This is a genomic window from Siccirubricoccus phaeus (assembly GCF_008360935.1).
Lineage (GTDB): Bacteria > Pseudomonadota > Alphaproteobacteria > Acetobacterales > Acetobacteraceae > Siccirubricoccus > Siccirubricoccus phaeus.
Genome location: NZ_SRXO01000001.1, coordinates 301,849 through 326,698, shown reverse-complemented (window position 1 = coordinate 326,698; position 24,850 = coordinate 301,849). Strand labels below are relative to the sequence as shown.

At 70.6% G+C, this 24,850-nt stretch carries 15 protein-coding genes; 6 read left to right on the top strand and 9 right to left on the bottom strand.

Annotated elements, in window-relative coordinates; genetic code table 11:
- Window positions 1–3,087 (top strand): efflux RND transporter permease subunit, encoded by a 3,087-nt coding sequence (locus E5N76_RS01410; RefSeq protein ID WP_149535510.1) that lies wholly within the window; start codon window positions 1–3, stop codon window positions 3,085–3,087.
- A 171-nt stretch (window positions 3,088–3,258) separates the two neighbouring features.
- On the opposite strand, the gene glgA is transcribed toward E5N76_RS01410, so the two are convergent.
- The 5 genes from glgA to E5N76_RS01385 form a co-directional block, all read right to left on the bottom strand.
- Window positions 3,259–4,716: a glycogen synthase GlgA gene (gene glgA / locus E5N76_RS01405; RefSeq protein WP_149535509.1), complete on the bottom strand. Its 1,458-nt coding sequence runs from the start codon at window positions 4,714–4,716 to the stop codon at window positions 3,259–3,261.
- A complete protein-coding gene (glgC, locus tag E5N76_RS01400; RefSeq protein ID WP_149535508.1) occupies window positions 4,713–5,981 on the bottom strand; it encodes a glucose-1-phosphate adenylyltransferase in 1,269 nt (422 codons plus the stop codon). The genes glgA and glgC overlap by 4 nt, the downstream gene beginning before the upstream one ends.
- On the bottom strand, window positions 5,974–8,169 hold the full coding sequence (gene glgB / locus E5N76_RS01395) for a 1,4-alpha-glucan branching protein GlgB (protein ID WP_149535507.1): 2,196 nt from the start codon (window positions 8,167–8,169) through the stop codon (window positions 5,974–5,976). Before glgB ends, glgC begins: the two co-directional genes overlap by 8 nt.
- 120 nt (window positions 8,170–8,289) lie before the next feature.
- Window positions 8,290–10,749, bottom strand: coding sequence for a glycogen/starch/alpha-glucan phosphorylase (locus E5N76_RS01390; protein ID WP_149535506.1), 2,460 nt, complete (start codon window positions 10,747–10,749; stop codon window positions 8,290–8,292).
- A gap of 317 nt (window positions 10,750–11,066) precedes the next feature.
- Entirely contained in the window at window positions 11,067–12,071 is a 1,005-nt protein-coding gene (locus E5N76_RS01385; protein ID WP_149535505.1) for a Bug family tripartite tricarboxylate transporter substrate binding protein, read from the bottom strand.
- Window positions 12,072–12,196: 125 nt separating this feature from the next.
- Here E5N76_RS01385 and E5N76_RS01380 point away from each other — a divergent pair, with 125 nt between their 5' ends.
- From E5N76_RS01380 to upp, 3 genes are all read left to right on the top strand, one after another.
- A complete protein-coding gene (locus E5N76_RS01380) occupies window positions 12,197–13,438 on the top strand; it encodes a GTP cyclohydrolase II (protein WP_149535504.1) in 1,242 nt (413 codons plus the stop codon).
- Window positions 13,435–14,655 carry a URC4/urg3 family protein gene (locus E5N76_RS01375; RefSeq protein ID WP_149535503.1) on the top strand — a complete coding sequence of 407 codons (1,221 nt, stop codon included), beginning with the start codon at window positions 13,435–13,437 and terminating at the stop codon, window positions 14,653–14,655. The genes E5N76_RS01380 and E5N76_RS01375 overlap by 4 nt, the downstream gene beginning before the upstream one ends.
- 78 nt (window positions 14,656–14,733) lie before the next feature.
- On the top strand, window positions 14,734–15,363 hold the full coding sequence (gene upp, locus E5N76_RS01370; RefSeq protein ID WP_149535502.1) for a uracil phosphoribosyltransferase: 630 nt from the start codon (window positions 14,734–14,736) through the stop codon (window positions 15,361–15,363).
- A 331-nt stretch (window positions 15,364–15,694) separates the two neighbouring features.
- Here upp and mfd read toward each other — a convergent pair whose 3' ends face one another.
- Window positions 15,695–19,189: a transcription-repair coupling factor gene (gene mfd / locus E5N76_RS01365; protein WP_149535501.1), complete on the bottom strand. Its 3,495-nt coding sequence runs from the start codon at window positions 19,187–19,189 to the stop codon at window positions 15,695–15,697.
- Window positions 19,186–19,491, bottom strand: coding sequence for an FAD assembly factor SdhE (locus E5N76_RS01360; RefSeq protein ID WP_149535500.1), 306 nt, complete (start codon window positions 19,489–19,491; stop codon window positions 19,186–19,188). The genes mfd and E5N76_RS01360 overlap by 4 nt, the downstream gene beginning before the upstream one ends.
- 309 nt (window positions 19,492–19,800) lie before the next feature.
- On the opposite strand from E5N76_RS01360, the gene recG reads away from it, so the two are divergent.
- Both recG and dps read left to right on the top strand, forming a co-directional pair.
- On the top strand, window positions 19,801–21,957 hold the full coding sequence (recG, locus tag E5N76_RS01355; protein ID WP_149535499.1) for an ATP-dependent DNA helicase RecG: 2,157 nt from the start codon (window positions 19,801–19,803) through the stop codon (window positions 21,955–21,957).
- 199 nt (window positions 21,958–22,156) lie between these two features.
- Window positions 22,157–22,669 carry a DNA starvation/stationary phase protection protein Dps gene (gene dps / locus E5N76_RS01350; protein ID WP_149535498.1) on the top strand — a complete coding sequence of 171 codons (513 nt, stop codon included), beginning with the start codon at window positions 22,157–22,159 and terminating at the stop codon, window positions 22,667–22,669.
- A gap of 199 nt (window positions 22,670–22,868) precedes the next feature.
- Here dps and E5N76_RS01345 read toward each other — a convergent pair whose 3' ends face one another.
- Together E5N76_RS01345 and eno are read right to left on the bottom strand one after the other, a co-directional pair.
- Window positions 22,869–23,198: an FtsB family cell division protein gene (locus E5N76_RS01345; protein WP_149535497.1), complete on the bottom strand. Its 330-nt coding sequence runs from the start codon at window positions 23,196–23,198 to the stop codon at window positions 22,869–22,871.
- Window positions 23,199–23,305: 107 nt separating this feature from the next.
- The gene (gene eno / locus E5N76_RS01340; protein ID WP_149535496.1) at window positions 23,306–24,583 is read right to left on the bottom strand and encodes a phosphopyruvate hydratase; all 1,278 of its coding nucleotides are present in this window, start codon (window positions 24,581–24,583) and stop codon (window positions 23,306–23,308) included.
- Between the last annotated feature and the right edge of the window lie 267 nt (window positions 24,584–24,850).

The following is a 24,850-nucleotide window of genomic DNA, read 5'->3' as shown; positions in this document are numbered from 1 at the left end:
ATGTCCATCAGCGAGCCCTTCATCCGCCGGCCCATCGCCACCGCGCTGCTGGCGATCGGCCTCGCCCTCACAGGCCTCGCCGCTTATTTCCACCTGCCCATCGCGCCGCTGCCGCGGGTGGATTTGCCCACCATCTTCATCACCGCCAGCCTGCCGGGGGCGGATCCCTCCACCATGGCCTCCGCCGTCGCGGCGCCGCTGGAACGGCGCATCGGCGCCATCCCCGGGGTGACGGAGCTGACCTCCTCCTCCTCCCTCGGCAGCACCGTCCTGATCGTGCAATTCGACCTTTCCCGGGATGTGGAGGGCGCCGCGCGCGACGTGCAGGCGGCGCTGAACGCCGCCGGCAGCGACCTGCCGCCGCTGCCCAACCCGCCTTTCTTCCGCAAGGCCAACCCGGCCGACGCGCCGGTGCTGATCCTCGCTTTGACCTCGGAGACCGCGACGCCCGGCGACATCTACGACGTCGCGGACAGCCTGATCGCGCCGCGCCTCGCCCAGGTGCGGGGCGTCGCCACCGTGAACATCCAGGGCGCCGAGCAGCCGGCCATCCGCGTCACGGTGAATCCCGCGGCGGCGGCCTCGGCCAATATCGGGCTGGAGGCGATCCGCCAGGCGATCACCGGCGCCAATGTCACCATGCCCACCGGGCTGATCGACGGGCGGGACCAGGCCGCCGCCATCGCGGTGAATGACCGGCTGAACACGCCGGAGGAATACGCCCAGCTCATCATCCGCCGCACCGCGGATGGCGCGGTGACGCGGCTCGGCGCCATCGCCCGCGTCGCGCTGGATGTGCGGGACCGCCGCCAGGGCGGCTCCGTCGATGGCCGCCCCGCCGTGCAGATGACCATCTTCAAGCAGGCCGACGCCAATGTGCTGGAGGTGGTGGAGGGCATCCAGGCGATGATGCCGGAGCTGCGCCGCTGGCTGCCCGGCGGCGTGGAGATCATGACCATCCGCGACCGCTCCGAGACCATCCGGGCGAGCGTCGACGAGGTGCAGCTCACCCTGCTGATCTCCATCGCCCTGGTCATCCTGGTGGTGGCGATCTTCCTGAAGCGCATCTCGGCGGTGGTGGCGGCAGGCGCGGCGGTGCCGCTCTCCCTCCTCGGCACCTTCGCGGCGATGTGGCTGATGGGCTATTCGCTGGACAACCTCTCCCTGATGGCGCTGACCATCTCGGTCGGCTTCGTCGTGGACGACGCCATCGTGATGATCGAGAACATGGCGCGGCTGACGGAGCGCGGCATGAAGCCCATGCAGGCGGCGCTGGAAGGGGCGCGGCAGATCGGCTTCACCGTCGTCTCCATCACCGTCTCGCTCATCGCCGTCTTCATTCCGCTGCTCTTCATGGGCGGCGTGGTCGGGCGGATGTTCCGGGAATTCTCCGCGACCCTCGCCATTGCCGTCGCCATTTCCGGCGTCATCTCCCTCACCCTCACGCCCATGCTGGCGGCGCATCTGGCGCGGGAGGCGCCGCCGCCGCCCGGCCGCTTCAGCCGCGCCGTGGACCGGGGCATGGAAAAGCTCACCGCCGGCTATCTCTGGAGCCTCGGCTATGTGCTGCGGGTGCGGCGGCTGATGCTGGTCTTCACCGTCGCGCTCGTCGGCGTCACCGCCTGGCTCTATACCGTGGTGCCGAAGGGCTTCGTGCCGGACCAGGATACCGGCCTCATCATGGGCTCCACCCGGGCCTCGCCCGACACCTCCTTCCAAGCCATGCTGCAATTGCAGGAGAAGGTGGTGGAGGTGCTGCGGCGCGACCCTGCCATCGCCTCGATCGCCTCCTCCGTCGGGTCCAGCGGCTTCGGCGGCTCCTCCTCCACCGGGCGGATGTTCATCAGCCTGAAGCCGCTGGCGGAGCGCGGCGTCTCCGCCCAGCAGGTGATCGATCGGCTGCGCCGGCCGCTGAACGCCATCCCCGGCGTCCAGGCCTTCCTACGCTCGGTGCAGGACGTGCAGATCGGCGGCCGCGCCGGCAATGCCTCCTTCCAATTCGTGCTGCTGGCGCCGAACCTCGAGGACCTCGCCACCTGGTCGGAAAAGCTGGTGGACAAGCTGCGCACCGTGGAGGGCATCGCGGATGTGAATTCGGACCAGCAGCGCGCCGGGCTGGTGACGCGGGTCGTCATCGACCGCGACGCCGCGTCGCGGCTAGGCATTTCCGTCTCCGGCGTGACGGCGGCGCTGAACGGCGCCTTCTCCCAGCGCCAGGTCTCCATCCTCTACCGCAGCCGCAACCAGTACCGGGTGGTGCTGGAAGTGGACCCGCGCGAGGCGCAGCACCCGGAGCAGGTGGACAATATCTACCTCACCGCCGCGGACGGGACGATGGTGCCGCTGTCCTCCCTGGTGAAGGTGGAGCGGACGCATGCGCCGCTTTCGGTGACGCATCAGGGCCTCTACCCGGCCGCGACCATCACCTTCAACCTGATGGAAGGCGTCGCCATCGGCCAGGCGACGGCACTGGTGGAACGCGCCGCGGCGGAGATCGGCCTGCCGGACGGGCTGCGCACGGAATTCGCCGGCAACGCCCGCGCCTTCCAATCCTTCACCACCGGCATGCCGCTGCTGATCCTGGCCGCGGTGCTCGCGATCTACATCGTGCTCGGCGTGCTGTACGAGCACCTGCTGCACCCGGTCACCATCATCTCCACCCTGCCGACGGCCGGCATCGGCGCGCTGCTGGCGCTGCTCTGGACCAACACGCCCTTCGGCGTGATCTCGCTGATCGGCGTCATCCTGCTGATGGGCATCGTGAAGAAGAACGCCATCATGCTGGTGGATTTCGCGCTGGAGCATGAGCGGTCGGAGGGGATCGGCGGCGTCGAGGCCATCCTCGCCGCCTGCCGGGAACGCTTCCGGCCCATCCTGATGACGACCCTGGCGGCGATCTTCGGCGCGGTGCCGCTGGTGCTGGAGCATGGCGCGGGGTCGGAGCTGCGGCATCCGCTCGGCATCGCCATCATCGGCGGGCTGCTGCTCTCGCAGCTCCTGACACTCTACACCACGCCGGTCGTCTACCTGGCGCTGGACCGGGCGCCGCGGCGGCGGCACGGGCTGGTGGCGGCGCCGGCGGAGTGATGGGGGCTTCGCCCCCAACCCCCGCCAGGAGCGCTGCCCCTGGACCCTGCTGTGAGTCGGCAGGTTGAACCAGCAGACTCAGGGCGGGGTCTGGGGGGAAGCTCTTCCCCCCGGCGGGAGTGCAGAGGGCAGAGCCCTCTGCTGGGGGCTTCGGGGGCGAAGCCCCCGACCTCAGGCGTCAATCACCTCCGCCCGCACCATCTCCCGGAACAGCGCCGCGTAGCGCCCGGCCGAGCGGCGCCAGGACACATCGCTGGCCATGGCATTCGCCTGGATCCGCCGCCAGGCCGGCCCCTGCCGCCACAGCCCGATCGCCCTTTGGATCGCCGCCCCCAGCATCTCCACCGAGCCCGGGGCGAATTGCAGCCCCGTGCCCGTGCCCGCCGCCAGCGCCATCTCATTGGCGTCGATCACCGTATCCGCCAGCCCGCCCACCCGCGCCACGATCGGCGGCGCGCCATAGCGCAGGGCGCAGAGCTGGGTCAGGCCGCAGGGCTCGAAGCGGCTCGGCACCAGCACCGCATCCACGCCGCCATAGAGCAGCCGGGCCAACCCTTCCTCGAAGCCGATGAAGGCGCCGATCCGCCCGGGATGGGCGCCGGCGGCGCCGCGGCAGCGCGCCTCCAGCCCTGAATCCCCGCTGCCCAGGATAGCGAGCTGCGCCCCGCCGCCCAGCAGCCGGGGCAGCGCCTCCAGCACCAGGTCCACCCCCTTCTGCCAGGCCAGCCGGCCGATGAAGGCGAAGAGCGGCACGGCAGCATCCTCCGCCAGCCCCAGCCGCCGCTGCAGCGCCGCCTTGTTCGCCGCCCGCGGCGCCGGGTCGGCGGTGGAGAAGCGGGCGGCCAGCCGCGCATCCTTCTCCGGGTCCCATTCCGCGGTGTCGAGGCCGTTCAATATGCCCTCCACCACCCCGCCCCGGCCGCGCAGCAGCCCGTCCAGCCCCATCCCGCCCTCGGGCGTCAGGATTTCCGCGGCATAGGTGGGGGAGACGGTGGTGATGCGGTCGGCATACCACAGCCCGGATTTGAGGAAGCCGATGCGGCCGTAATGCTCCAGCCCCGTCACTGCGAAGGCTTCCGGCGGCAGGCCGAGACGGGGAAAGAGCGAAACCGGGTACTGCCCCTGGAAGGCGAGGTTGTGGATGGTGAAGAGCGCGGGCATGGACCGCCCCGCGCCGTGCTTCAGATAGGCCAGCGCCAGCCCCGCCTGCCAGTCATGCGCATGGACGGCGTCGAAGCCTGCCTCCCGCGCCAGCAGCGCGCCGGCGGCGCCGAGGGCGGCGAAGCGCAGCGGGTTGTCCTCCCACTCGCCACCCCCCGGCGCCAGATAGGGGTTGCCCGGCCGGTCGAAGAGATGCGGCGCCTCCAGCACCAGCAATTCCAGCCCATGCGCCTGCGCCGCCAACACCCGGGCCGGGCCGCCGAACAACTCCGGTAGAACCCGGCGCGGGGCGGCACCCGCCAGCGCGGCAAGCACGGCGGGGTAGCCCGGCAGCAGGGTGGTGGTGGCGATGCCCTCCGCCGCCAGCGCCCCGGGCAGCGCGCCGACCACATCGGCCAGCCCGCCGGTCTTCACCAGCGGGAAGCATTCCGAGGCGATGGCCAGCAGGCGAAGCTGCGGGCGGCTCACGCCAGGCGGTCCAGCATGGGCTGGGTGATGAGGCAGATGCCCTTCTCCGTCCGGCGGAACCTGGCGGCATCCGCCACCGGATCCTCCCCCACCACCAGCCCTTCCGGAATCCGCACGCCGCGATCCACCACCACGTTGCGCAGCCTGGCGCGGCGGCCGACATCCACCTCCGGCAGCAGCACCGCGCCCTCCAGCGCCACGTAGGAATGCAGGTGGACATTGGTGAAGAGCAGCGAGCGCCGCGCCGTGGCGCCGGAGACGATGCAACCGCCGGAGACCAGGGAGGCGATGGCCTCGCCCCGCCGCCCCTCCAGGTCATGCACGAATTTCGCCGGCGGGGTGATCTCGGCATAGGTCCAGATCGGCCAGTCCCGGTCGAACAGGTCGAGGCCGGGGATGACGTCGGTCAGGTCGACATTCGCCTCCCAATAGGCGTCCACGGTGCCGACATCCCGCCAATAAGGGCTGGCCTCCATGGAGGAACGGACGCAGGAGGTCTCGAAGCGATGCGCCAGCGCCCTGCCGCGCGTGACCAGATGGGGGATGATGTCCTTGCCGAAATCGCGGGAGGAAGCAGGGTCGGCCGCGTCGCGCTTCAACTGCTCGATCAGGAAGCGCGTCTCGAAGACATAGATGCCCATGCTGGCCAAAGCGAGGTCGGGATGGCCCGGGATGCAGGGCGGGTCGGCCGGCTTCTCGACGAAATCGACGATGCGGCCGGCCTCGTCCACCGCCATCACGCCGAAGCCCCTGGCTTCCAGGCGCGGCACGGTCATGCAGCTCACCGTCACCTCGGCGCCGGCGGCGAGGTGCTGCTGCAGCATCGTCTCGTAATCCATCTTGTAGATGTGGTCGCCCGCCAGCAGCACGATGTGGCGCGGCGCCAGATCCTCGATGATGTCGATGTTCTGGAACACCGCATCCGCCGTGCCCTGGTACCAGGCGTGTTCCGAGACGCGCTGGCTGGCCGGCAGGATGTCGAAGCTCTCATTGCGTTCGGGGCGGAGGAAATTCCAGCCGCGCTGCAGATGCCGGATCAGGCTGTGCGCCTTGTACTGGGTGGCGACGGCGACGCGGCGGATGCCGGAATTGATGGCGTTGGACAGCGCGAAGTCGATGATCCGCGACTTGCCGCCGAAGAAGACGGCCGGCTTGGCGCGGCGGTCGGTGAGCTCCATCAGCCGGCTGCCGCGGCCGCCGGCCAGCACGAAGGCCATGGCGGTGCGGGCCAGCGGCGCCAGGGACCGTTCCTGTCTCTCAGCCATGCGGCCCCGCCTCCTCCTCCGGCATCAGGTACAGCGTCGCGAGCGGCGGCAGCAGCAGCCCGGCGGAGCAGGGCAGGCCGTGGCTGGGCTGCGCCTCGGCGATGACCGCGCCGAGGTTACCCGCATTCGTTCCGCCATAGCAGCCGGCATCGGTGTTAAGAATCTCCCGCCACCGCCCGGCCAGGGGCAGGCCGAAGCGCATCCCCTGCCGAGGGACCGGGGTGAAATTGCTGATCACGGCGATGGGCTTCCCCCCTGCCCCGTCGAAGCGCAGCCAGGCGAAGACGGAATGCGCGGCATCATCCGCCTCGATCCAGCGGAACCCCTCCGGCTCGGCATCCCTTGCGTGCAGCGGGGGAAGCTGCCGGTGCAGCCGGTTGAGGTCGGCGACGAGGCGCCGCATGCCCTGATGCGGGGCGTGCTGCAGCAGCCACCAATCCAGCTCCTGCGCTTCCGACCATTCCCGCCAAGGGGCGAATTCCTGGCCCATGAACAGCAGCTTCTTTCCCGGGTGACCCCACATATAGGCGTAATAGGCCCGGAGGGTTGCGAAGCGCTGCCAATCATCATGGCTGTCCCCCTTGGGCAGCCGCCCCAGCAGCGTCCCCTTGCCATGCACCACCTCGTCATGGCTGAGGGGCAGGATGAAGTCTTCCGCCCAGGCATACATCAGGGCGAAATTCATCAAACCATGATGCCAGCGCCGATGGATGGGGTCCTGGGCCAGGTAGCGCAAGCTGTCATTCATCCAGCCCATATTCCATTTGAAGGCGAAGCCGAGGCCTTCGGGCCGGGTGATGTCGGGGGCGGCGGTCGCCTCTTCCGCTATCATCAGGGCGCCGGGGCAGCGTTCCCGCACCAGGGCGTTGAGGCGGCGGAGGAAGGTGGTGGCCTCCCGATTCTCGGTCGAGCCGTCCGGGTTGGGCGCCCATTCGCCGGGGGCGCGCGCATGGTCCAGATGGATCATGGCGGAGACGGCATCGACGCGCAGCCCGTCGGCATGGAAGAGTTCCAGCCAGAACAGGGCATTGGCGGTGAGGAAAGCGGCGACCTCCGGCCGGCCATAGTCGAAGACCAGCGTGCCCCAGCCGGGATGGCTGCCGCGCTTCGGGTCCGGATGCTCATAGAGCGGGGTGCCGTCGAATCGGGCCAGGCCATGCGCGTCGCGCGGGAAATGCGCCGGGACCCAATCCAGGATCACGCCGATGCCGGCCGCATGCGCCGCGTCGATGAAGCGGGCGAGGCCGGCCGGGCCACCGAGCCGGGCGGTGACGGCATGCAGCCCGACGATCTGGTAGCCCCAGGAGGCATCCAGCGGATGCTCCATCACCGGCATCAGCTCCATATGGGTGAAGCCGAGTTCCGCCACATAGGGGATGAGGGCGGCCGCCAGCTCGTCCCAGTCGTAGAAGCGGCCATCCGGGTGGCGGCGCCAGGACGCGGCGTGGATTTCGTAGATCGAGAGCGGCTCGCGCCGGGCAAGGCGTTCGGCGCGGGCCGCCATCCAGGCGGCATCGGTCCAGGCGAAGTCCAGCGTGGCGACGATGCTGGCGGTGGCGGGGCGCAATTCGGCGGCGAAGCCATGGGGGTCGGCCTTCAGCGGCAGCAGGGCGCCGTCCGGGCCAAGCAGCTCGTATTTATAGCGCGTCCCCGGGCCGATGCCGGGCAGGAAGATCTCCCACAACCCGCTGTCGATCCGCTTGCGCATGGGGTGGCGGCGGCCATCCCAGGCGTTGAAGTCGCCCACCACGGAAACCCGCCGCGCATGCGGCGCCCAGACGGCGAAGCGGGTGCCGGCAATGCCTTCATGCAGGCAGGGATGGGCGCCGAGGCGGTCCGGCAGCTCCGTGTGCGTGCCCTCGACCAGCAGATGGTCATCCAGCGGACCCAGGGTCGGGCCGAAGGCGTAGGGGTCGTCCAGCTCCCAGCTCTCGGCGCCGCGGCGGGCGCGGAGGCGGTAGGGGCCGGGAGGAACGGGCCCCTCGAAGAAGCCGGCGGGGTCGCGCAAGGCCACCGGCACGGAGCCGGCTGCGGTCAGCGCCTCCAGCGCCTCCGCCCCGGGCAGGAAGGCGCGCAGCACGCGCTGGCCGGCGAGTTCATGCGGGCCGAGCAGCGCAAAGGGATCGCCATGGCGGCCCGCCACCAGCGCCGCCACCGCAGCTTCGGCGGCGCGCCAGAGGGAAGTCACAGAAAAAGACGAAGAACGGGGGCTCTGCCCCCGGACCCCCGCCGGGGCCAGGACCTGGCCCCGGACCCCGGTGTGAGTCTTGCACCCGACAGGCTGAACCAGCCGACTCCCGGCCGCACGTCAGCCCTGATACGCCACGGGCACGCGCCAGATATCCTCGGCATATTCGGCGATGGTGCGGTCGGAGGAGAACCAGCCCATATGCGCCGTGTTCAGCACCGCCGCGCGCTGCCAGGCGGCGGGGTCGCGCCAGCGCGCATCCACCTCCCGCTGCGCCGCCCAGTAGCGGTCGAAATCCGCCGCCACCATGAAGTAGTCATCGCCCCGCAGGCCGGCCACCAGCTCCCGGTACCGCCCCGGCTCATCCGGGGAGAAGACGCCGGACTCGATCGCCTCCAGTACCTCGCCCAGCCGCTGGGATGCTGCCACCGCCGCCTCGCCGCGCGTGCCGGCGGCGCGGCGCTCCGCCACCTCCGCTGTCGTCAGGCCGAAGATGTGGATGTTCTCGGCACCGACATGCTCGAGGATCTCCACATTCGCGCCGTCCAGCGTGCCGATGGTCAGCGCCCCGTTCAGCGCCAGCTTCATATTGCCGGTGCCGGACGCCTCCATGCCCGCCGTCGAGATCTGCTCGGAGAGATCGGCCGCCGGCACGATCAGCTCCGCCAGGGAGACGTTGTAATTCGGCAGGAAGGCCAGCTTCAGCGCGCCGCGCAGCGTCGGGTCGCTGTTCACCACCCGCGCCACGTCATGCGCCAGCTTGATGATGAGCTTCGCCCGGTGATAGCTCGCCGCCGCCTTGCCCGCGAAGATCTTCACCCGCGGCACCCAATCCTGCATCGGCTGGGCGCGGATGGCGTCGTACAGCGCCACCGTCTCCAGGATGTTCAGAAGCTGCCGCTTGTACTCATGGATGCGCTTGATCTGCACGTCGAACAGCGCGCCCGGGTCCACCTTCAGGTCGAGGTTGTGGCGGATCAGCGTCGCCAGCGCCTCCTTGTTCGCCCGCTTCACCGCGGCGAAGCGGCTGCGGAAGCCGGCATCCTCCGCCTGCGGCACCAGCGCCGGCAGCACGGAAGGCCGGTCCAGCACCTCCGGCCCCACCGCATCCACCAGCAGCCGGGTCAGCCCGGGGTTGGACTGGTGCAGCCAGCGGCGGAAGGTGATGCCGTTGGTCTTGTTGACGATCCGCCCCGGCGCCAGGGCGTTGAAATCGGCGAAGACGGTCTGCTTCAGCAGCTCCGAATGCAGCGCCGAGACGCCGTTCACCTTGTGCGAGCCGATGAAGGCGAGATGCCCCATGCGCACCCGCCGGCCATGCCCTTCCTCGATGAGCGAGACGGAGGAGAGCAGCCGGCCATCCTCCGGATGCGCCTGGCGGACGCTGTCCAGGTGATGCGCGTTGATCAGGTAGATGATCTGCATGTGGCGCGGCAGCAGCCGCTCCATCAGCGGCACCGGCCAGCTCTCCAGCGCCTCCGGCAGCAGGGTGTGGTTGGTGTAGCTGATGCAGCCTCGGGTGATCTCCCAGGCCTCGTCCCAGGCGATGTCGTGCTGGTCCACGCAGATGCGCATCAGCTCGGCGATGGCGATCGCCGGATGCGTGTCGTTGAGCTGGATCGCCACCTTTTCCGGCAGCGAGCGCAGATCGCCATAGACCCGGAGATGCCGGCGGACGAGGTCCTGCAGCGCGGCGGAGGCGAAGAAATACTCCTGCCGCAGCCGCAGCTCCTGCCCTGCCGGCGTCTCGTCGGAGGGGTAGAGCACCTTGCAGATGCTCTCCTGCCGCATGCGGTCGGCCAGCGCGCCGACATGGTCGCCGAAATTGAAGGCGTCCAGCTTCAGCGGGTCGATGGCACGCGCCGACCACAGCCGCAGCGTGTTCACATGCCGGCCGCGCCAGCCCACCACCGGCGTGTCATAGGCCACGGCCTGCACCGTCTCGGCCGGGTGCCAGACATGCCGCACCCGCAGCTCGGAGACCGCCACGGCCTCCACCGAGCCGCCGAAGCCGATGTCATGCGCTACCTCCGGCCGGGCATACTCCCAGGGGTTGCCGAAGGTCAGCCAATCCTCCGGATATTCCCGCTGCCAGCCATCCCGGACGAGCTGGCGGAACAGCCCGTGCTCGTAGCGGATGCCGTAGCCGAAGGCGGGGATTTCGAGGCTCGCCATGCTTTCCATGAAGCAGGCGGCGAGCCGCCCGAGCCCGCCATTGCCGAGCGCCGCGTCGGGCTCCGCCAGCCGCACCTTCTCGAATTCCATGCCGAGCGAGGCGAGGGCGGCGGAGACCTCCTCATTCAGCCCGATATTGCTGATGCAGTCGCGCAGCAGCCGCCCGACCAGGAATTCCAGGCTGAGGTAATAGACCTGCTTCGCTCCATTGTCGTAGGCGGCGCGGAGCTGCTCCAGCCAGCGATCGACGACGCGGTCCCGCACCGCCAGCGCGGTGGCCATGAACCAGTCGCGATCGCGCGCCCCGGTCCGGCTCTTGCCCAGATCGTAGGTCAGCTTGCGCAGGATAGCCTGGCTCAGCGCCGCGGCGTCCTGCGGCAGCATCGCTTCGGGTTTCGGAATCATGTCCACGAATCACGCAGCCCCTTCTGCGCGCCGGCGGCAAGCCGCAAGCGCCCTGTCGATTCTGCCGGATCGTCCCATCCCCTGATGTCCCGTTCCTTAAGCCTTTTCGGCCCCCAATGTCCTGCCTGCGAAGTTCGCCGGAATTGCGGCGAAGGCAGCGGACAGGCAGGCCATTGAAAACAGGGGACAACCGGCCTGGTGTCCGCCGGCCCGCCGACCTTGCCGCCCCCGGGAAGGCCGGAACGGCAGGCGGGGTATGCAACCCCCGATCACGCGGGCTTATGACTCCTCGCCCGCGCGGATTCAATCGCGCCGATTCAATCGGCGGTGATGCCCCCCGCCTGCACCACCCGTTTCCAGCGGGCGATCTCCCGCTGCTGGAAGGCGGCGAAATCCTCCGGGCTGTTGGCGACGACCTCGAAACCCAATTCCTCCAGCCGCGACTTGCTCTCCGGCTGGCGCAGCGCCGCCACCGCCGCGCCATGCACCCGCGCCAGCAGCGCGGGCGGCATGCCGGGCGGCCCGCCGAAGCCCTGCCAGGAATAGACGACGAAATCCTGCAGGCCGAGTTCCACGGCCGTCGGCACCTCCGGCAGCACCGGGTTGCGCGCTTCCGAGGTGACGAGGATGGGCCGCACCCGGCCATCGCGGATCTGCGGCGCGATGGAGCCGAGATTCTGGAAGGAGAGCTGCACCGTGCCGGCCAGCAGCGCGGTGGTGGCCGGCCCGCCGCCGGTGAAGGGCACATGCGCCTGTTCCGTGCCCGTCGCCTGCTTGAACATCTCCATGGTGAGATGATCCGAGGAGCCGGCGCCGCTGGTGGAGTAGGAAGCCTTGCCCGCATTCGCCTTCAGCCAGGCGATCACCCCCGGCAGGTCGCTCGCCGGAATGGCGCCGGGATGCACCACCAGCACGTTCGGCGTCCGCACCGTCTGGGTGATGCGGGTGAGCTGGGTGACCGGGTCGTAGGCCAGGTTCGGCCGCAGCGCGACATTGATGGCCCAGGTGCTGAGCGGCGCATGCATCAGCGTGTAGCCATCCGGCGCGCTGCGGATCACCTGACGGGCGCCGATCTCCCCGGTGGCGCCCGGGCGGTTGTCCACCGTCACGGATCTGCCCAGGGCGGTCTGCATCTGCTGCGCCATGGCGCGGGCGATGATGTCGCTGCTGCTGCCGGGGGCGAAGGGCACGATGATGGTCACGTTGCGCGCGGGCCATTCCTCCGCCCCCTGCCCCTCCGCCCTTTGCCCCTCCGCCCTCTGGGCCCGCACCGCGGTGGCCAGGCCCAGCCCCACGCCCAGCATCCCCCGCCGAGAGAACATCCGCTTCCTCCATCCTTCTCCCCGCCATGGGCCATTTGCCGGCCCCTGCTGTCAACCTGCGGGCAACCTCTTGATCTCCGGCTCCGTTCCGCCGAGTTTCGCGGCCGGAACCCGAGCGGGAACGCATGAGCCTCAATTCGCCACGGCACATCCGCCTCACCTCCCACCCCGAGCCCCAGGCCCAGCGCTGGCGGCTCCGCTGGGGCGCGGCCGAGCCCGGGCTGCGCGGGCCGATCATCGGCTCCGTCACCCGGCCGGCCGACCGCAACGTCATCGGCACCCATGGCGGGTCCTACTCCCTGTACCGGGCGCTGGCTGTGTCTTCCGGCACGCTCTCGCCGCTGCAGCGGCCGGATCTGGCGAATACCCATCCGGTGGCGGAGATCGGTCCCTATCCGCAATGGAAGCAGCCGGGGAAGATCGTCTCCCTGGACCCCTGGGGGCATCTGGCGGCGGAGCTCTTCGCCGAGGCGATCGCCGAGGGGATCGATATCCGCCCCTCCATCGCCATCACCAAGGCGCGGCTGAACCTGGCCGAGCTGAATGCCGAGATGGCCGCCGGCCGCCTCACGCCGGACGGCCGCGTGCTGCACCCCGGCGGCGACGTTTCCGTGACCAAGGCGGCGGTGGACCCCGTCTGGTGGCTGCCCGGCATCGCGGAGCGCTTCAAGGTGAAGGAGCATGAGCTGCGCCGCACCCTCTTCGAGCAGACCGGCGGCATGTATCCCGAACTCGTGACGCGGCCTGACCTTGAAGTGTTCCTGCCGCCCATCGGCGGCATTTCCGTCTACATCTTCGGCGAGCCGCGGGCCCTGGCCGACCGCCGCGTGCCCCTCACCTGCCGGGTGCATGACGAGTGCAACGGCTCGGACGTCTTCGGCTCCGACATCTGCACCTGCCGGCCCTATCTGATCCACGGCATCGAGGAATGCGTGCGCACCGCGCAGCAGGGCGGCGTCGGCCTCGTGGTCTATAACCGCAAGGAAGGCCGCGCTTTGGGCGAGGTGACCAAGTTCCTCGTCTACAACGCCCGCAAGCGGCAGGAGGGCGGCGACCAGGCCGCCACCTATTTCGAGCGGACGGAATGCGTCGCCGGCGTGCAGGATGCGCGCTTCCAGCAGCTCATGCCGGATGTGCTGCACTGGCTCGGGATCACCAAGATCCACCGGCTGGTCTCGATGTCCAACATGAAGCATGACGCGATGGTGGAGCAGGGCATCGAGATCGGCGAGCGCGTGCCCATCCCCGCGGACCGCATCCCGCCCGATGCCAGCGTAGAGATCGAGGCGAAGAAGGCCGCGGGCTACTACGCGCCGGAGGGCAGCGTGGACCTCTCCACCACCGGCCGGCCGCTGGGGGAGATGTGAGCGCCCTCGAAGGCCCCCTGGCCTGGCGCCTGCTGACGCCGGAGGCGGTGCGGGAACGGAGCACGGAGCTCTACGCCGCGGCGCTGGATGGCCGCCTGCCCGGCTGGCGGGTGCATCCGGAGGCGCTGCCGGCCTGCGCCGAGCTGGTGGCGGCCGAGATCCGCAGCCGCTACCCGACGCTGGAGGTGCCCTTCCATGCCCGCTGGCGGCATTTCGCCGTGGGGGGCGTGGATCGCTGGGCGGCGCTGCGGGCGCTGGCGGAATTCCCCTCCCCTGCCGCCGAGGCGCGGTCGGCGTTCGATCTGGCGATCATCTCCGTGCTGCTGGATGCGGGCGCGGGCGCGGCCTGGCGCTACACGGAAACCGGCACCGGCCAGGTGCTGGCGCGCTCCGAGGGGCTGGCGGTGGCGAGCCTCGCCATGTTCGCCGCCGGCCTCTTCGCCGAGGACGGCGTCTCGCCCCGCGCCGATGCCGCCCGGCTGGCGCGGATCACCGAGGCGGAGCTGGCCCTCGGCTTCCAGGTGAACGAGGCCAATCCGCTGATCGGCCTGGAAGGCCGCGCCGCCCTGCTGCGCCGGCTGGGCGAGGTGGCGCTGGCCGCGCCGGAGGTGTTCGCCCGGGCGGACAGCGCCCGGCCTGGCGGGCTGTTCGACCTGCTGGCCGCCGGCGGCGAGGTGCCGGCGCGCGCCATCCTCATCGCGCTGCTGCGGCATCTGGGGCCGATCTGGCCGGGACGGGAATGGTTGGAAGGCGTGCCTTTGGGCGATTGCTGGCGCCATCCGGGCATCCATCGCGCCGACGAGACGGCGGGGCTGATCCCCTTCCACAAGCTCTCCCAATGGCTGGCCTATTCCCTGGTGGAGCCGCTCGCCGCCGCCGGCCACGCGGTGGTGGGGCTGGACGCGCTGACGGGGCTGGCCGAGTACCGCAATGGCGGGCTGTTCCTGGATGCCGGCGTGATCTCGCCGGAAGACCCGGAAGCCAATATGCGCGACCACCAGCCGGGCGATCTGTTGATCGTCGGCTGGCGGGCGCTGACCGTGGCGCTGCTGGACGCCATCGCCCCCCTCGTCCGCGAACGCCTCGGGCTGCGGGACTTCCCGCTGGCGCGGGTGCTGGAAGGCGGCACCTGGTGGGCAGGGCGCAAACTGGCGGCCGGGAAGCGCGAGGATGGCGGGCCGCCGCTGAAGGTCATTTCTGACGGCACGCTGTTCTGAGACCCTTTGGGGAAGGCTCTGCCTTCCCCAAACCCTATCCGCCAAAGGCCGAAGGCCTTTGGAAACCAGGAGTCTGAGATGCGGCAATTGCACGTCGTGAAGCACCCGTTGGTGCAGCACAAGCTGACCCTGATGCGGCAGGAGGAACGCTCGACCCAGGGCTTCCGCCGGCTGCTGAACGAGATCGGCATGCTGCTGGCCTATGAGGTGACGCGCGACCTGCCGCTGGAGGAGGTGGAGATCGAAACGCCGCTGGCGCCGATGAAGGCACCGCGGCTGGCGGGAAAGAAATTGGTTTTCGCGCCCATCCTGCGGGCCGGCGTCGGCTTCCTGGACGGCATGCTGGATCTGGTGCCGAGCGCGCGCGTCGCGCATATCGGGCTGTACCGGGACCCGGAAACGCTGCAGGCGGTGGAGTACTACTTCAAGGCGCCGCCGGATGTGGCGGAGCGGCTGGTGATCGTGCTGGACCCGATGCTGGCCACCGCCAACAGCGCCGTCGCCGCGGTGGACCGGCTGAAGGAGCGCGGCTGCCATGAGCTGCGCCTGGTCTGCCTGCTGGCCGCGCCGGAAGGCGTGGAGCGCTTCCACGGCGTACACCCGGACGTGCCGATCTGGACCGCCGCGGTGGATGAGCGGCTGAACGAGCACGGCTACATCGTCCCCGGCCTGGGCGATGCCGGCGACCGGATGTTCGGCACGCGGTAGCAAAGCCGGAGATGGCGGCAAGCCACTCTCCGGCAGCCGTTTTCTCTTCTGCATGTCCCGGCCGCACCTGAGTGCCAAGTCACCCGTCCATCCGAGACGCGCGCGTGGGCACCGCAGTCTCGGCGGACCTTCACATGGCGGCGTTTCTGACCGTCCTTCCTGTCGGGAAGCCGGCGGCTGGCGGCGATCGCCGGGCGGCGTCGGCCAGCTCCTTGCGCCGGCAATTCCCGCGTCCAAACCTATGGTTTCCAAAGACCCTTCGGCCTTTGGTGGGGGTTGGACGCACCTGCGTCCAACCCGGAGGGGCAAAGCCCCTCTCGGCACGGTCGGTTCACGCCGCCTTCGCCACCCCGGAAAGCTTCGCGATCGCCCCCACCAGCTCCTTCGCCACGCGGATGCGCTGCGGCAGCTCCATCTCCTTCAGCAGCGCCAGCTTGTGGTCCGGCCGCAGCTTCACCAGCCCCTTCTGCGCCGCCACCCACTGCACCAGCGCGCCCGGGTTGCGCGGCTGGTTGCGGAAGAAGCCCAGCACGATGCCCTTCGGCCCGGCATCCAGCTTCTCCACCGCCGCCGCCCGGCACAGCGCCTTGATAGCCACCACCTGCAGCAGGTTCTCCACCTCCTCCGGCACCGGCCCGAAGCGGTCGGCGAGTTCTGCCGCCATCGCCTCGATCTCCGCCTCGCTGGCCAGGGCGCCGATCCGCCGGTACAGCCCCAGCCGCACCGGCAGGTCGCGCACATACTCCTCCGGGATCAGCACCGGCAGGCCGAGATTGATGTTCGGCGTGAAGTCGCGGGCGTAATCCGCCTCGCTCTTCTTCTTCCGCCCCTGCCCCGCCCGCAGATCGGCCACCGCGTCTTCCAGCATCTGCTGATACAGCTCGATGCCCACCTCGCGGATATGCCCGCTCTGCTCGTCGCCCAGCAGATTGCCGGCGCCGCGGATATCGAGGTCGTGCGAGGCGAGGGTGAAGCCGGCGCCGAGATTGTCCAGCGTCTGCATCACCTCCAGCCGCTTCTGCGCCGCCGCGCTCAGCCGGTGCGCCGCCGGCCAGGTCAGGTAGGCATAGCCCCGCTGCTTGCCCCGTCCAACGCGCCCGCGAAGCTGGTAGAGCTGCGCCAGGCCGAACATGTCGGCCCGGTGGATGATCAGCGTGTTCACCGCCGGCATGTCGAGGCCGCTCTCGACGATGTTGGTCGCCAGCAGGACGTCATGCTTGCCGTCGCCGAACTCCGTCATCACCTTTTCCAGATGCGTCGGCGCCATCTGCCCATGCGCCTCGACGATCCGCGCCTCCGGCACGATCTCCCGCAGCCTTTCCGCTACCTTCGGCATGTCTTCCAGCCGCGGCACCACGCAGAAGATCTGCCCGCCGCGGAAGCGCTCGCGCTGGATCGCCTCGCGCAGCACCACGCCATCCCAGGGCATGATGAAGGTGCGCACCGCCAGCCGGTCCACCGGCGGCGTCGCAATCACGCTCATCTCCCGCACCCCGGTCAGCGCGAGTTGCAAGGTGCGCGGAATCGGCGTCGCGGTCAGGGTCAGGACATGCACATCGGTCTTCAGCGCCTTCAGCTTCTCCTTGTGCGCCACGCCGAAATGCTGCTCCTCATCGACGATGACGAGGCCGAGCCCGGCGAACTCCACCCCCTTGCCCAGCAGCGCATGGGTGCCGACGACGATGTTGATGGAGCCATCGGCGAGCCCGGCCTTGACCTGCGCCGCCTCCTTCGCCGTCACCAGCCGGGAGAGCTGGCCGATCTTCACCGGCAGCCCTGCGAAGCGCGTCTGGAAGGTGCGGAAATGCTGCCGCGCCAGCAGCGTCGTCGGCACCACCACCGCCACCTGCAGCCCCGCCATGGCGACGACGAAGGCGGCACGCAGCGCGATCTCCGTCTTGCCGAAGCCGACATCGCCGCAGATCAGGCGGTCCATCGGCCGCCCGCTCGCCAGGTCTTCCAGCACGTCGCTGATGGCGCGCTGCTGGTCCTCGGTCTCGGCGAAGGGGAAGCGGGCGCAGAATTCGTCCCAGGCGCCTTCCGGCGGCGTCGCCGTCTGCCCCTCCCGCAATTGCCGCTCGGCAGCGATGCGGATGAGCTGGCCGGCCATGTCCTGGATGCGCTGCTTGGCCTTGGCCTTGCGGTTCTGCCAGCTCGTCCCGCCGAGCTTGTCCAGCGCGACACCGGCCGTCTCGGTGCCGAAGCGCGACAGCACCTCGATATTCTCGACCGGCAGGAACAGCTTGTCGCCGCCGTCGTAGATCAGCCGCAGGCAGTCATGCGGCGCGCCATTCACCTCGATGGTCTCGAGCCCGTCATAGCGGCCGATGCCGTGATCGGCATGCACCACCAGGTCGCCCTGCTCGATGCCCGTGGCATCGGCGATGAACTGGTCGGCGCGCTTGCGCCGCCGCGGCGGCCGGGCGATGCGCTCGCCTAGCAGATCCTGCTCGCCGACGACGGACAGCCCGAACCCGGCCCCGGTGGCTTCCTTCGGCGCCAGAAAGCCGCGTTCCAGCCCCACCACCGCCAGCCCGACGACGCCGGAGGGCAGCTTCGCCAATTCGGAAAAGCTCTCGACCGGCTGGGCGGCGACGCGGTTCTCTCGCAGCAGGTTCGCCAGCCGCTCGCGGGAGCCGCGGGTCCAGGCCGCCAGAACCGGCCGGCGGCCGCTTTCCACCATCGCCGCGGCATGCTCGGCATAGGCGGTGAAGACGTTCTGCCCCGCCGCCCGCGCCTCGGTGAACAGCCGCCCCGGCCGCCCGCCGGCATCGATCCCCTCCGCCCCCTCCGGCTGGGCGAAGGGCGAGAAGCGGAAGAGCGGCCCGCCCGCGAGCATCCGGTCCCAGCCCGCCCGGGTCAGGTACAGCCGCCCCGGCGGCGCCGGCCGGTAGGGCACCTCCCCCTCCGCCCGCACCGGATGCCGCCGCGCCTCGTAATGGTCGGCGATCATCTCCAGCCGCGCGGTGAGCACATCCTCCGCCTGGTGGTCCAGGCTGACGGAGGCGCCGGGGACGTAGTCCAGCAGCGTCTCCATCGCCGCATGGAACAGCCCGGCCCAGTGCTCCATGCCGGGATGCTTCCGCCCGGCGCTGACCGAGACGTAAAGCGGGTCCTCCGTCGCCGCCGCGCCGAACAGATCGACATAGGCGCTGCGGAAGCGGCCGATCGACTCGGCGTCGAGGAACACCTCCCCCACCGGCCGCAGCCACAGCTCCTCCAGCGCCTCGCCGCTGCGCTGGGTGCCGGTGTCGAAGCGGCGCAGGCTCTCGATCTCGTCGCCGAACAGGTCGAGGCGGATCGGGTCGTGCTCCCCCGCCGGGAACAGATCGATGATGCCGCCGCGCACGGCGTACTCGCCAGGCTCCATCACCGTGCCGGTGCGGCCATAGCCATTGGTCTCGAGGAAGGCGGTCAGCGCCTCCGGCCTGACCCGCCCGCCCTTCTTCAGCACCATGGTGGCGCCGGCGAAGGCTGCCCGCGGCGGCACCTTCTGCACCAGGGCGTTCACCGTGGTCAGCAGGATGCGCGGCCGCGCGCCCGGCTCCAGCAGCCGGGTCAGGGTGGCGACGCGCTCGGCGACGATCTCCGGGTTGGGCGAGACGCGGTCATAGGGCAGGCAGTCCCAGGCGGGGAAGCGCAGCACCTCCACCCCGGGCGCGAAGAAGCCCAGCGCCTCCGCCAGCCGGGCGGTGCGGGCATCGTCGCGGCAGACATGCAGGACGGGCGCCTCGGTCTCCGCCCGGCGCCGCGTCAGCAGCAGCGCGTCGAACCCCTCCGGCGCGCCGTGGACGACCAGGCCCGGCGCGGTCAGCACCTCGCTCATCCGCGGCGCAGGCTCTCTGGCAACCCCGCCCCCGGCGCGGCGCATTCCACCGCCATCCGGTCCAGCATTGGCGTGCGGCATTCGGCCGGGATCGGCCGGCGGCCGGAGAGCCAATCGGCCAGATCCACATCGGGGAATTCCAGCACCGCCTCCAGCTCCTCCAGCTCCGCCGCGGTGAAGCCGGCGATATGGCGCTCGGTGAAGGCGCCGATCATCAGATCGGCCTCCCTGGTGCCGCGATGACGGGCGCGGAACAGCAGGCGGCGGCGGCGGGGATCGAGGGGGTCGGGGGTGTCGGGCATCGTTCGGGATGGCATATAGGCCCCCATGGGAATCCTGTCAGCCCGACGCGGCAGCCCCCCGCCGGGTTGCCGTCCCGGATGGCCCCGAGGGGGGCATCGGGGGCGCTGCCCTCTGCACTCCCGCCGGGACCCCGGTGTGAGTCGGCAGGTTCAAACGTCGGGTCCAAGACTCGGACCGGGGTCCGGGGACCGGTCCGGTCCCCGGCGGGGGTTCGGGGGCAGAGCCCCCGATCTTCCTCTTTGCCGTTCCTGCGTCCTTCCGAAGTTCGCGCCGATGAGGCAGCGCGGGGGGCGGCCCAAGGGGTGGCCATGAGCCCGGCGGAGGAGGGGCTGCCCTTCCCGCCCGGCCCGGCGGCCGCCCCGGGCCCTGCCCCGGCGCCCCATCCCGGCCTCGCCCGCCTGGCCGAGCCCCTGGCCAGCCTGCCCGGCCTTGGCCCGGTGACGGCGAAGCGGCTGGCGGAGGCGGTGGGCGGCAGGACCGTGCTGGATCTGCTCTTCCACCTGCCGGAACGCTATGCACGGCGGCTGCGCATCCGCGGCCCGGACGCGGCGCCGCCGGACCAGGAAGTGATCCTGCCCGCCCTGATCGGGCCGATGCGCCTCGCCCGGTCCCGCGCCGGCCGGCCCTATGTGGAATTCCGCTGCGAGTCGGAGGGGAAGCGCCTGTTTCTGCGCTACATCAATGGCCGCGCCGAGTGGCTGCGGCAGCTTCTGCCCGAAGGCACCGAACGGCTGCTGGCCGGCAAGGTCAGCGCGGAGGGCAATGCGTTTTCCATGGTGAACCCGCTTTCCGCCACCGGGCCGGAAGGCCTGCCGGAGCTGGAGCCGGTCTGGCCGCTGGTGAAGGGGCTGACCCTCCGCCATGTCGCCCGGGCGATGCGGGAGGCGCTGGCGCTGCTGCCGGATTTTGCCGAATGGCTGGATGCCGCGCTGCTGCGGCGGGAGTCCTGGCCGGGCTTCGCCGCCGCGCTGCGCGAGGTGCAGGCCCCCGCTGGCGAGGCCCCGCCCCCTGGCGGCCGCGCCCGCCTGGCCTATGACGAGGTGCTGGCCGGGCAGCTCGCCCTGGCCCTGGTCCGCCGCCGGGCGCGGGTGCTGCCAGGCCGGGCCATGGCCGGCACGGGGGAGTTGCGGGACAAGGCGCTGGCCGCCTTCGGCCATCCCCTCACCCCCTCCCAGGCCGAGGCCCTGGCGGAGATCGATGCCGACCTTGCCGCGCCGCACCGCATGCTGCGGCTGCTGCAGGGCGATGTCGGCGCCGGCAAGACGCTGGTCGCGGTGCTCGCCATGCTGCGGGCAGTGGAATCCGGCGCCCAGGCGGCGCTGATGGCGCCCACAGAAATCCTGGCGCGGCAGCATATCCGCACGCTGGACCGGCTCTGCACCGCCGCCGGGGTGCGCGTCGAGCTGCTGGCGGGCAGCGTGAAGGGGGCGCAGCGCAAGCGCGTGCTGGCGGGCCTCGCCAGCGGCGCGGTGCAGATCGTCGTCGGCACCCATGCGCTGTTCCAGGAAGGCGTGGCCTTCCGCGACCTCGGCCTCGCCGTGGTGGATGAGCAGCACCGCTTCGGCGTCGCCCAGCGGCTGCTGCTGGCGGACAAGGGCGCCAGGGAGGATGTGCCGGCCGACATGCTGGTGATGACCGCGACGCCCATCCCCCGAACGTTGCTGCTGACCCAATGGGGCGAGATGGCGGTCAGCCGGCTGACCGGGAAGCCGGCCGGGCGGCAGCCGATCACCACCACCCTGCATGGGCTGCGGCAGCTCGACCAGGTGGTGGCGGCGATCGCCCGGGCGATGCAGCGCGGCGCCCGCGTCTATTGGGTCTGCCCGCATGTGGCGGAGAGCGAGCTGGTCGATCTCGCCGCCGTGGAGACCCGCTTCGCCGAGCTGGAGGCGCATTTCCCCGGCCGGGTCGGGCTGGCGCATGGCCGGCAGGAGACGGAGGTCCGGGAGGCGGCGCTGCGCGACTTCGCCGCCGGCCGCACGGCGCTGCTGGTGGCGACCACCGTCATCGAGGTGGGGGTGGATGTCCCGGAGGCCACGGTGATGGTGGTCGAGCATGCCGACCGCTTCGGCCTCGCCCAGCTCCACCAGCTGCGCGGCAGGGTGGGGCGGGGTGCGAGCCAGAGCTACTGCATGCTTCTGTATGATGAGGGGCTGGGCCTTGCCTCCCGGGAACGGCTGCTGATCCTGCGCGATACGGAGGACGGCTTCGCCATCGCCGATGCGGATTTCCGCCTGCGCGGCGGCGGGGAGGCGCTGGGGACGCGGCAGAGCGGGGCGGAGGCGTTCCGCCTTGGCCTGGCGGAGGGGGAGAAGCAGGCCGGGCTGATCCAGATGGCCCATCGCGACGCCGCCCTGCTGCTGGAGAAAGACCCCGACCTGACCGGGCCGAGGGGCCAGGCGGCACGGCTTCTGCTGAACCTGTTCGGCAAGGGGGCGGCGATGGAAGCGCTGCGGGCCGGATGAGCCGGGCGCGCGAAAACGGCCCCGCGATGCGCCGGACAGCCGGCATCCCGCCAGGTGCCGACGCCTCTCACGGCTTTGTCATGCGGCGGCGGCGGCCCTGCCACGCTGGCGCATGGCAAGCATCGGCGGAACACCAAGGGCCCCTGGCCCTGGAACGAGATCGCCCTACATCCTGGGGCGACAGCAAGAGGAGAACACCATGGCGAAATCCGGAGACAAGAAGGCCGAGCTGCTGCCGACGCGCAACGACGTGCCGGGCAACGCCAAGCAGGTCTCGATCGAGGTGCTGCAGGGCTGCCTCTACGACACCGTGGACCTCTACAACGGCACGCGGCAGGCGCATTGGAATGTGAAGGGCTCGCATTTCGGCCAGCTCCACAAGCTGTTCGAGGAATTCTACGGCGACCTGGCCGAGGCGGCGGATGAGATTGCCGAGCGCATCGTCCAGCTCGGCGGCACCGCGAACGGCACCAGCCAGACCATCGCCGGCGGCACCCGCCTGCCCCCCTACCCGACCGACCTCTATGCCGGGCTGGACCATGTGGCGGCGCTGGCCGACCGCTACGCGGCGGTGGCGAAGACGCTGCGCGCCGGCATCGACACCACGGACGAGGCCGGCGATGCCGATACCGCCGACCTGCTGACCGGCCAGTCCCGCGACATCGACAAGAAGCTGTGGATGCTGGAAGCGCATCTCAGCGACGGCAAGTAAGGTGCCCTTGGCCGGGCCCGGCCTGCGCGCCGGGCCGGCCTCGCGCGACCACGCCGCCCGTTGCCCTGAAGCGGCTTCGCCGCTTCAGGCTGTGCGAGGCGTTCGGCCTTGCAGCCAAGCCGGCCCCCCCGCGGCGCCGCGCAGCGGCGTCGTGGGGAGAAGGCGTCCCCGCGGCGTCGCACAGCGACGTCGTGAGGAACTAATACAACCGCCGCCCCGGCTCGTAGGGGATGACGAGCTCGTCCTTGCCGACCAGGTTCAGCAGGGTGCGGGCGCGCTCGTCGAGCTGGTCGCGGTCGATCTCCGGCCCGCGCAACCCGTTCACCCGGCGCTCGATCCGGTCCCGCTCCTCCATGGCGCGGGCCAGCACCTCGCGCGCCGCCGCGACATCCTTCTGCCGCTGCTCCCGCGCCAGCGTGCCGAATTCGCCATGGATGGAGTGCCAGGCGAAATAGCCGCAAAGCGCCGCGAAGCCGAGCGGCAGCAGCGCTTCCCGCGCCTTCCGCTTCAGCGCCTGGCCGAAGGACATAACCCCTGAATCCCCAACCCCAACCTGATCCGCAGAGAATCAGGCGCGGCAGTTTTTGGCAAGCGGGATCGTATGCTTCCTGCGGATAATATGGCGACCGTGCCCGGTTACCGCTTCAGGATGGTCCGCCCGGCATAGCGCGCCGCGGTGCCCAGCTTCTGCTCGATGCGGATGAGCTGGTTGTACTTCGCCAGCCGGTCGGAGCGGCTGAGCGAGCCGGTCTTGATCTGCCCGCAATTGGTCGCGACGGCGAGATCGGCGATGGTCGCGTCCTCCGTCTCGCCGGAGCGATGGCTCATCACCGCCGTGTAGCTGGCGCGATGCGCGGTCTCCACCGCCTCCAGCGTCTCGGACAGGGTGCCGATCTGGTTCACCTTCACCAGGATGGAATTGGCCGTCGCCTTCTCGATCCCCTCCCGCAGCCTTGCCGTGTTGGTCACGAAGAGGTCGTCGCCGACGAGCTGGATCTTCCCCCCGAGCTTCTCCGTCAGCAGCTTCCAGCCGGCCCAGTCATCCTCGGCCATGCCGTCCTCGATGGAGATGATCGGCCATTTGGCGCAGAGCGCGGCGAGGTAGTCGACCATCCCGGCCTGGTCGAGCGTCTTGCCCTCGCCTTCCAGCTTGTAGACGCCATCGTGGAAGAACTCGGTGGAGGCGCAGTCGAGGGCGAGGAGGACATCCTCGCCGACGCGGTGCCCGGCCGTCTCGCAGGCCTTGGCGATGAAGCCCAGCGCCTCGTCGGCCGAGCCGATATTCGGGGCGAAGCCGCCCTCATCGCCGACATTGGTGTTGTGGCCGGCATCGTGCAGCCCCTTCTTCAGGGCCTGGAAGCATTCGGAGCCGATCCGCACCGCATCCGCCATGGTGCCGGCGCCGACCGGCATGATCATGAATTCCTGGATGTCGATCGGGTTGTCCGCATGCTTGCCGCCATTGATGATGTTCATCATAGGCACCGGCAGGGTGCGGGCGAAGGCGCCGCCGACATAGCGGAACAGCGGCAGGTCCTGATGCGCGGCCGCCGCCTTGGCGACCGCCAGCGAGACCGCCAGCAGCGCATTGGCGCCGAGCCGCGCCTTGTTCGGCGTGCCGTCCAGCGCGATCATCGTCTCGTCGATGCGGAGCTGCTCGGTGGCGTCCATGCCGGAGAGGGCGTCGAAGATCTCGCCCTCGATATTGGCGACCGCCTTCAGCACGCCCTTGCCGCCGTAGCGGGATTTGTTGCCGTCGCGCAGCTCCACCGCCTCATGCGCGCCGGTGGAGGCGCCGGAGGGGACGATGGCATGGCCCACGGCGCCGCTCTCCAGCACCACCTCCGCCTCCACCGTCGGGTTGCCGCGGCTGTCCAGGACTTCGCGGGCGATGATGTCGACGATGGCGGACATGCGGCCTCCGGCATGGCTGGCCCGGCGCCTGGTGCGGGCCGGGGGATCGGGATGGGGCGCAAGCCGCGCGCGGCCGGCCCCGGGGCTGCCGGCCGGCCGCCCCAGGCCCCGCGCTTATACGCCCCCCGGCCCGGCGGCAAGGGGCCGCGCGCCGCCTGCCGCTTCACCTCTGGCGCATGTCAATCCGGGTCCAGGCCGCTGCCGCTGCCGCCGGCATTGCCGAACAGCGCCCCGCCGCCGACCACCAGCAGGGCGAAGGCGAGACAC

What these genes read in the sequence shown, in the direction of transcription:
- eno (WP_149535496.1), bottom strand. Translation starts at nt 24,583, where the DNA reads ATGTCCGCCATCGTCGACATCATCGCCCGCGAAGTCCTGGACAGCCGC.
- recG (WP_149535499.1), top strand. Translation starts at nt 19,801, where the DNA reads ATGAGCCCGGCGGAGGAGGGGCTGCCCTTCCCGCCCGGCCCGGCGGCC.
- E5N76_RS01380 (WP_149535504.1), top strand. Translation starts at nt 12,197, where the DNA reads ATGAGCCTCAATTCGCCACGGCACATCCGCCTCACCTCCCACCCCGAG.
- E5N76_RS01360 (WP_149535500.1), bottom strand. Translation starts at nt 19,491, where the DNA reads ATGCCCGACACCCCCGACCCCCTCGATCCCCGCCGCCGCCGCCTGCTG.
- glgC (WP_149535508.1), bottom strand. Translation starts at nt 5,981, where the DNA reads ATGGCTGAGAGACAGGAACGGTCCCTGGCGCCGCTGGCCCGCACCGCC.
- E5N76_RS01410 (WP_149535510.1), top strand. Translation starts at nt 1, where the DNA reads ATGTCCATCAGCGAGCCCTTCATCCGCCGGCCCATCGCCACCGCGCTG.
- E5N76_RS01390 (WP_149535506.1), bottom strand. Translation starts at nt 10,749, where the DNA reads ATGATTCCGAAACCCGAAGCGATGCTGCCGCAGGACGCCGCGGCGCTG.
- E5N76_RS01385 (WP_149535505.1), bottom strand. Translation starts at nt 12,071, where the DNA reads ATGTTCTCTCGGCGGGGGATGCTGGGCGTGGGGCTGGGCCTGGCCACC.
- upp (WP_149535502.1), top strand. Translation starts at nt 14,734, where the DNA reads ATGCGGCAATTGCACGTCGTGAAGCACCCGTTGGTGCAGCACAAGCTG.
- mfd (WP_149535501.1), bottom strand. Translation starts at nt 19,189, where the DNA reads ATGAGCGAGGTGCTGACCGCGCCGGGCCTGGTCGTCCACGGCGCGCCG.
- E5N76_RS01345 (WP_149535497.1), bottom strand. Translation starts at nt 23,198, where the DNA reads ATGTCCTTCGGCCAGGCGCTGAAGCGGAAGGCGCGGGAAGCGCTGCTG.
- dps (WP_149535498.1), top strand. Translation starts at nt 22,157, where the DNA reads ATGGCGAAATCCGGAGACAAGAAGGCCGAGCTGCTGCCGACGCGCAAC.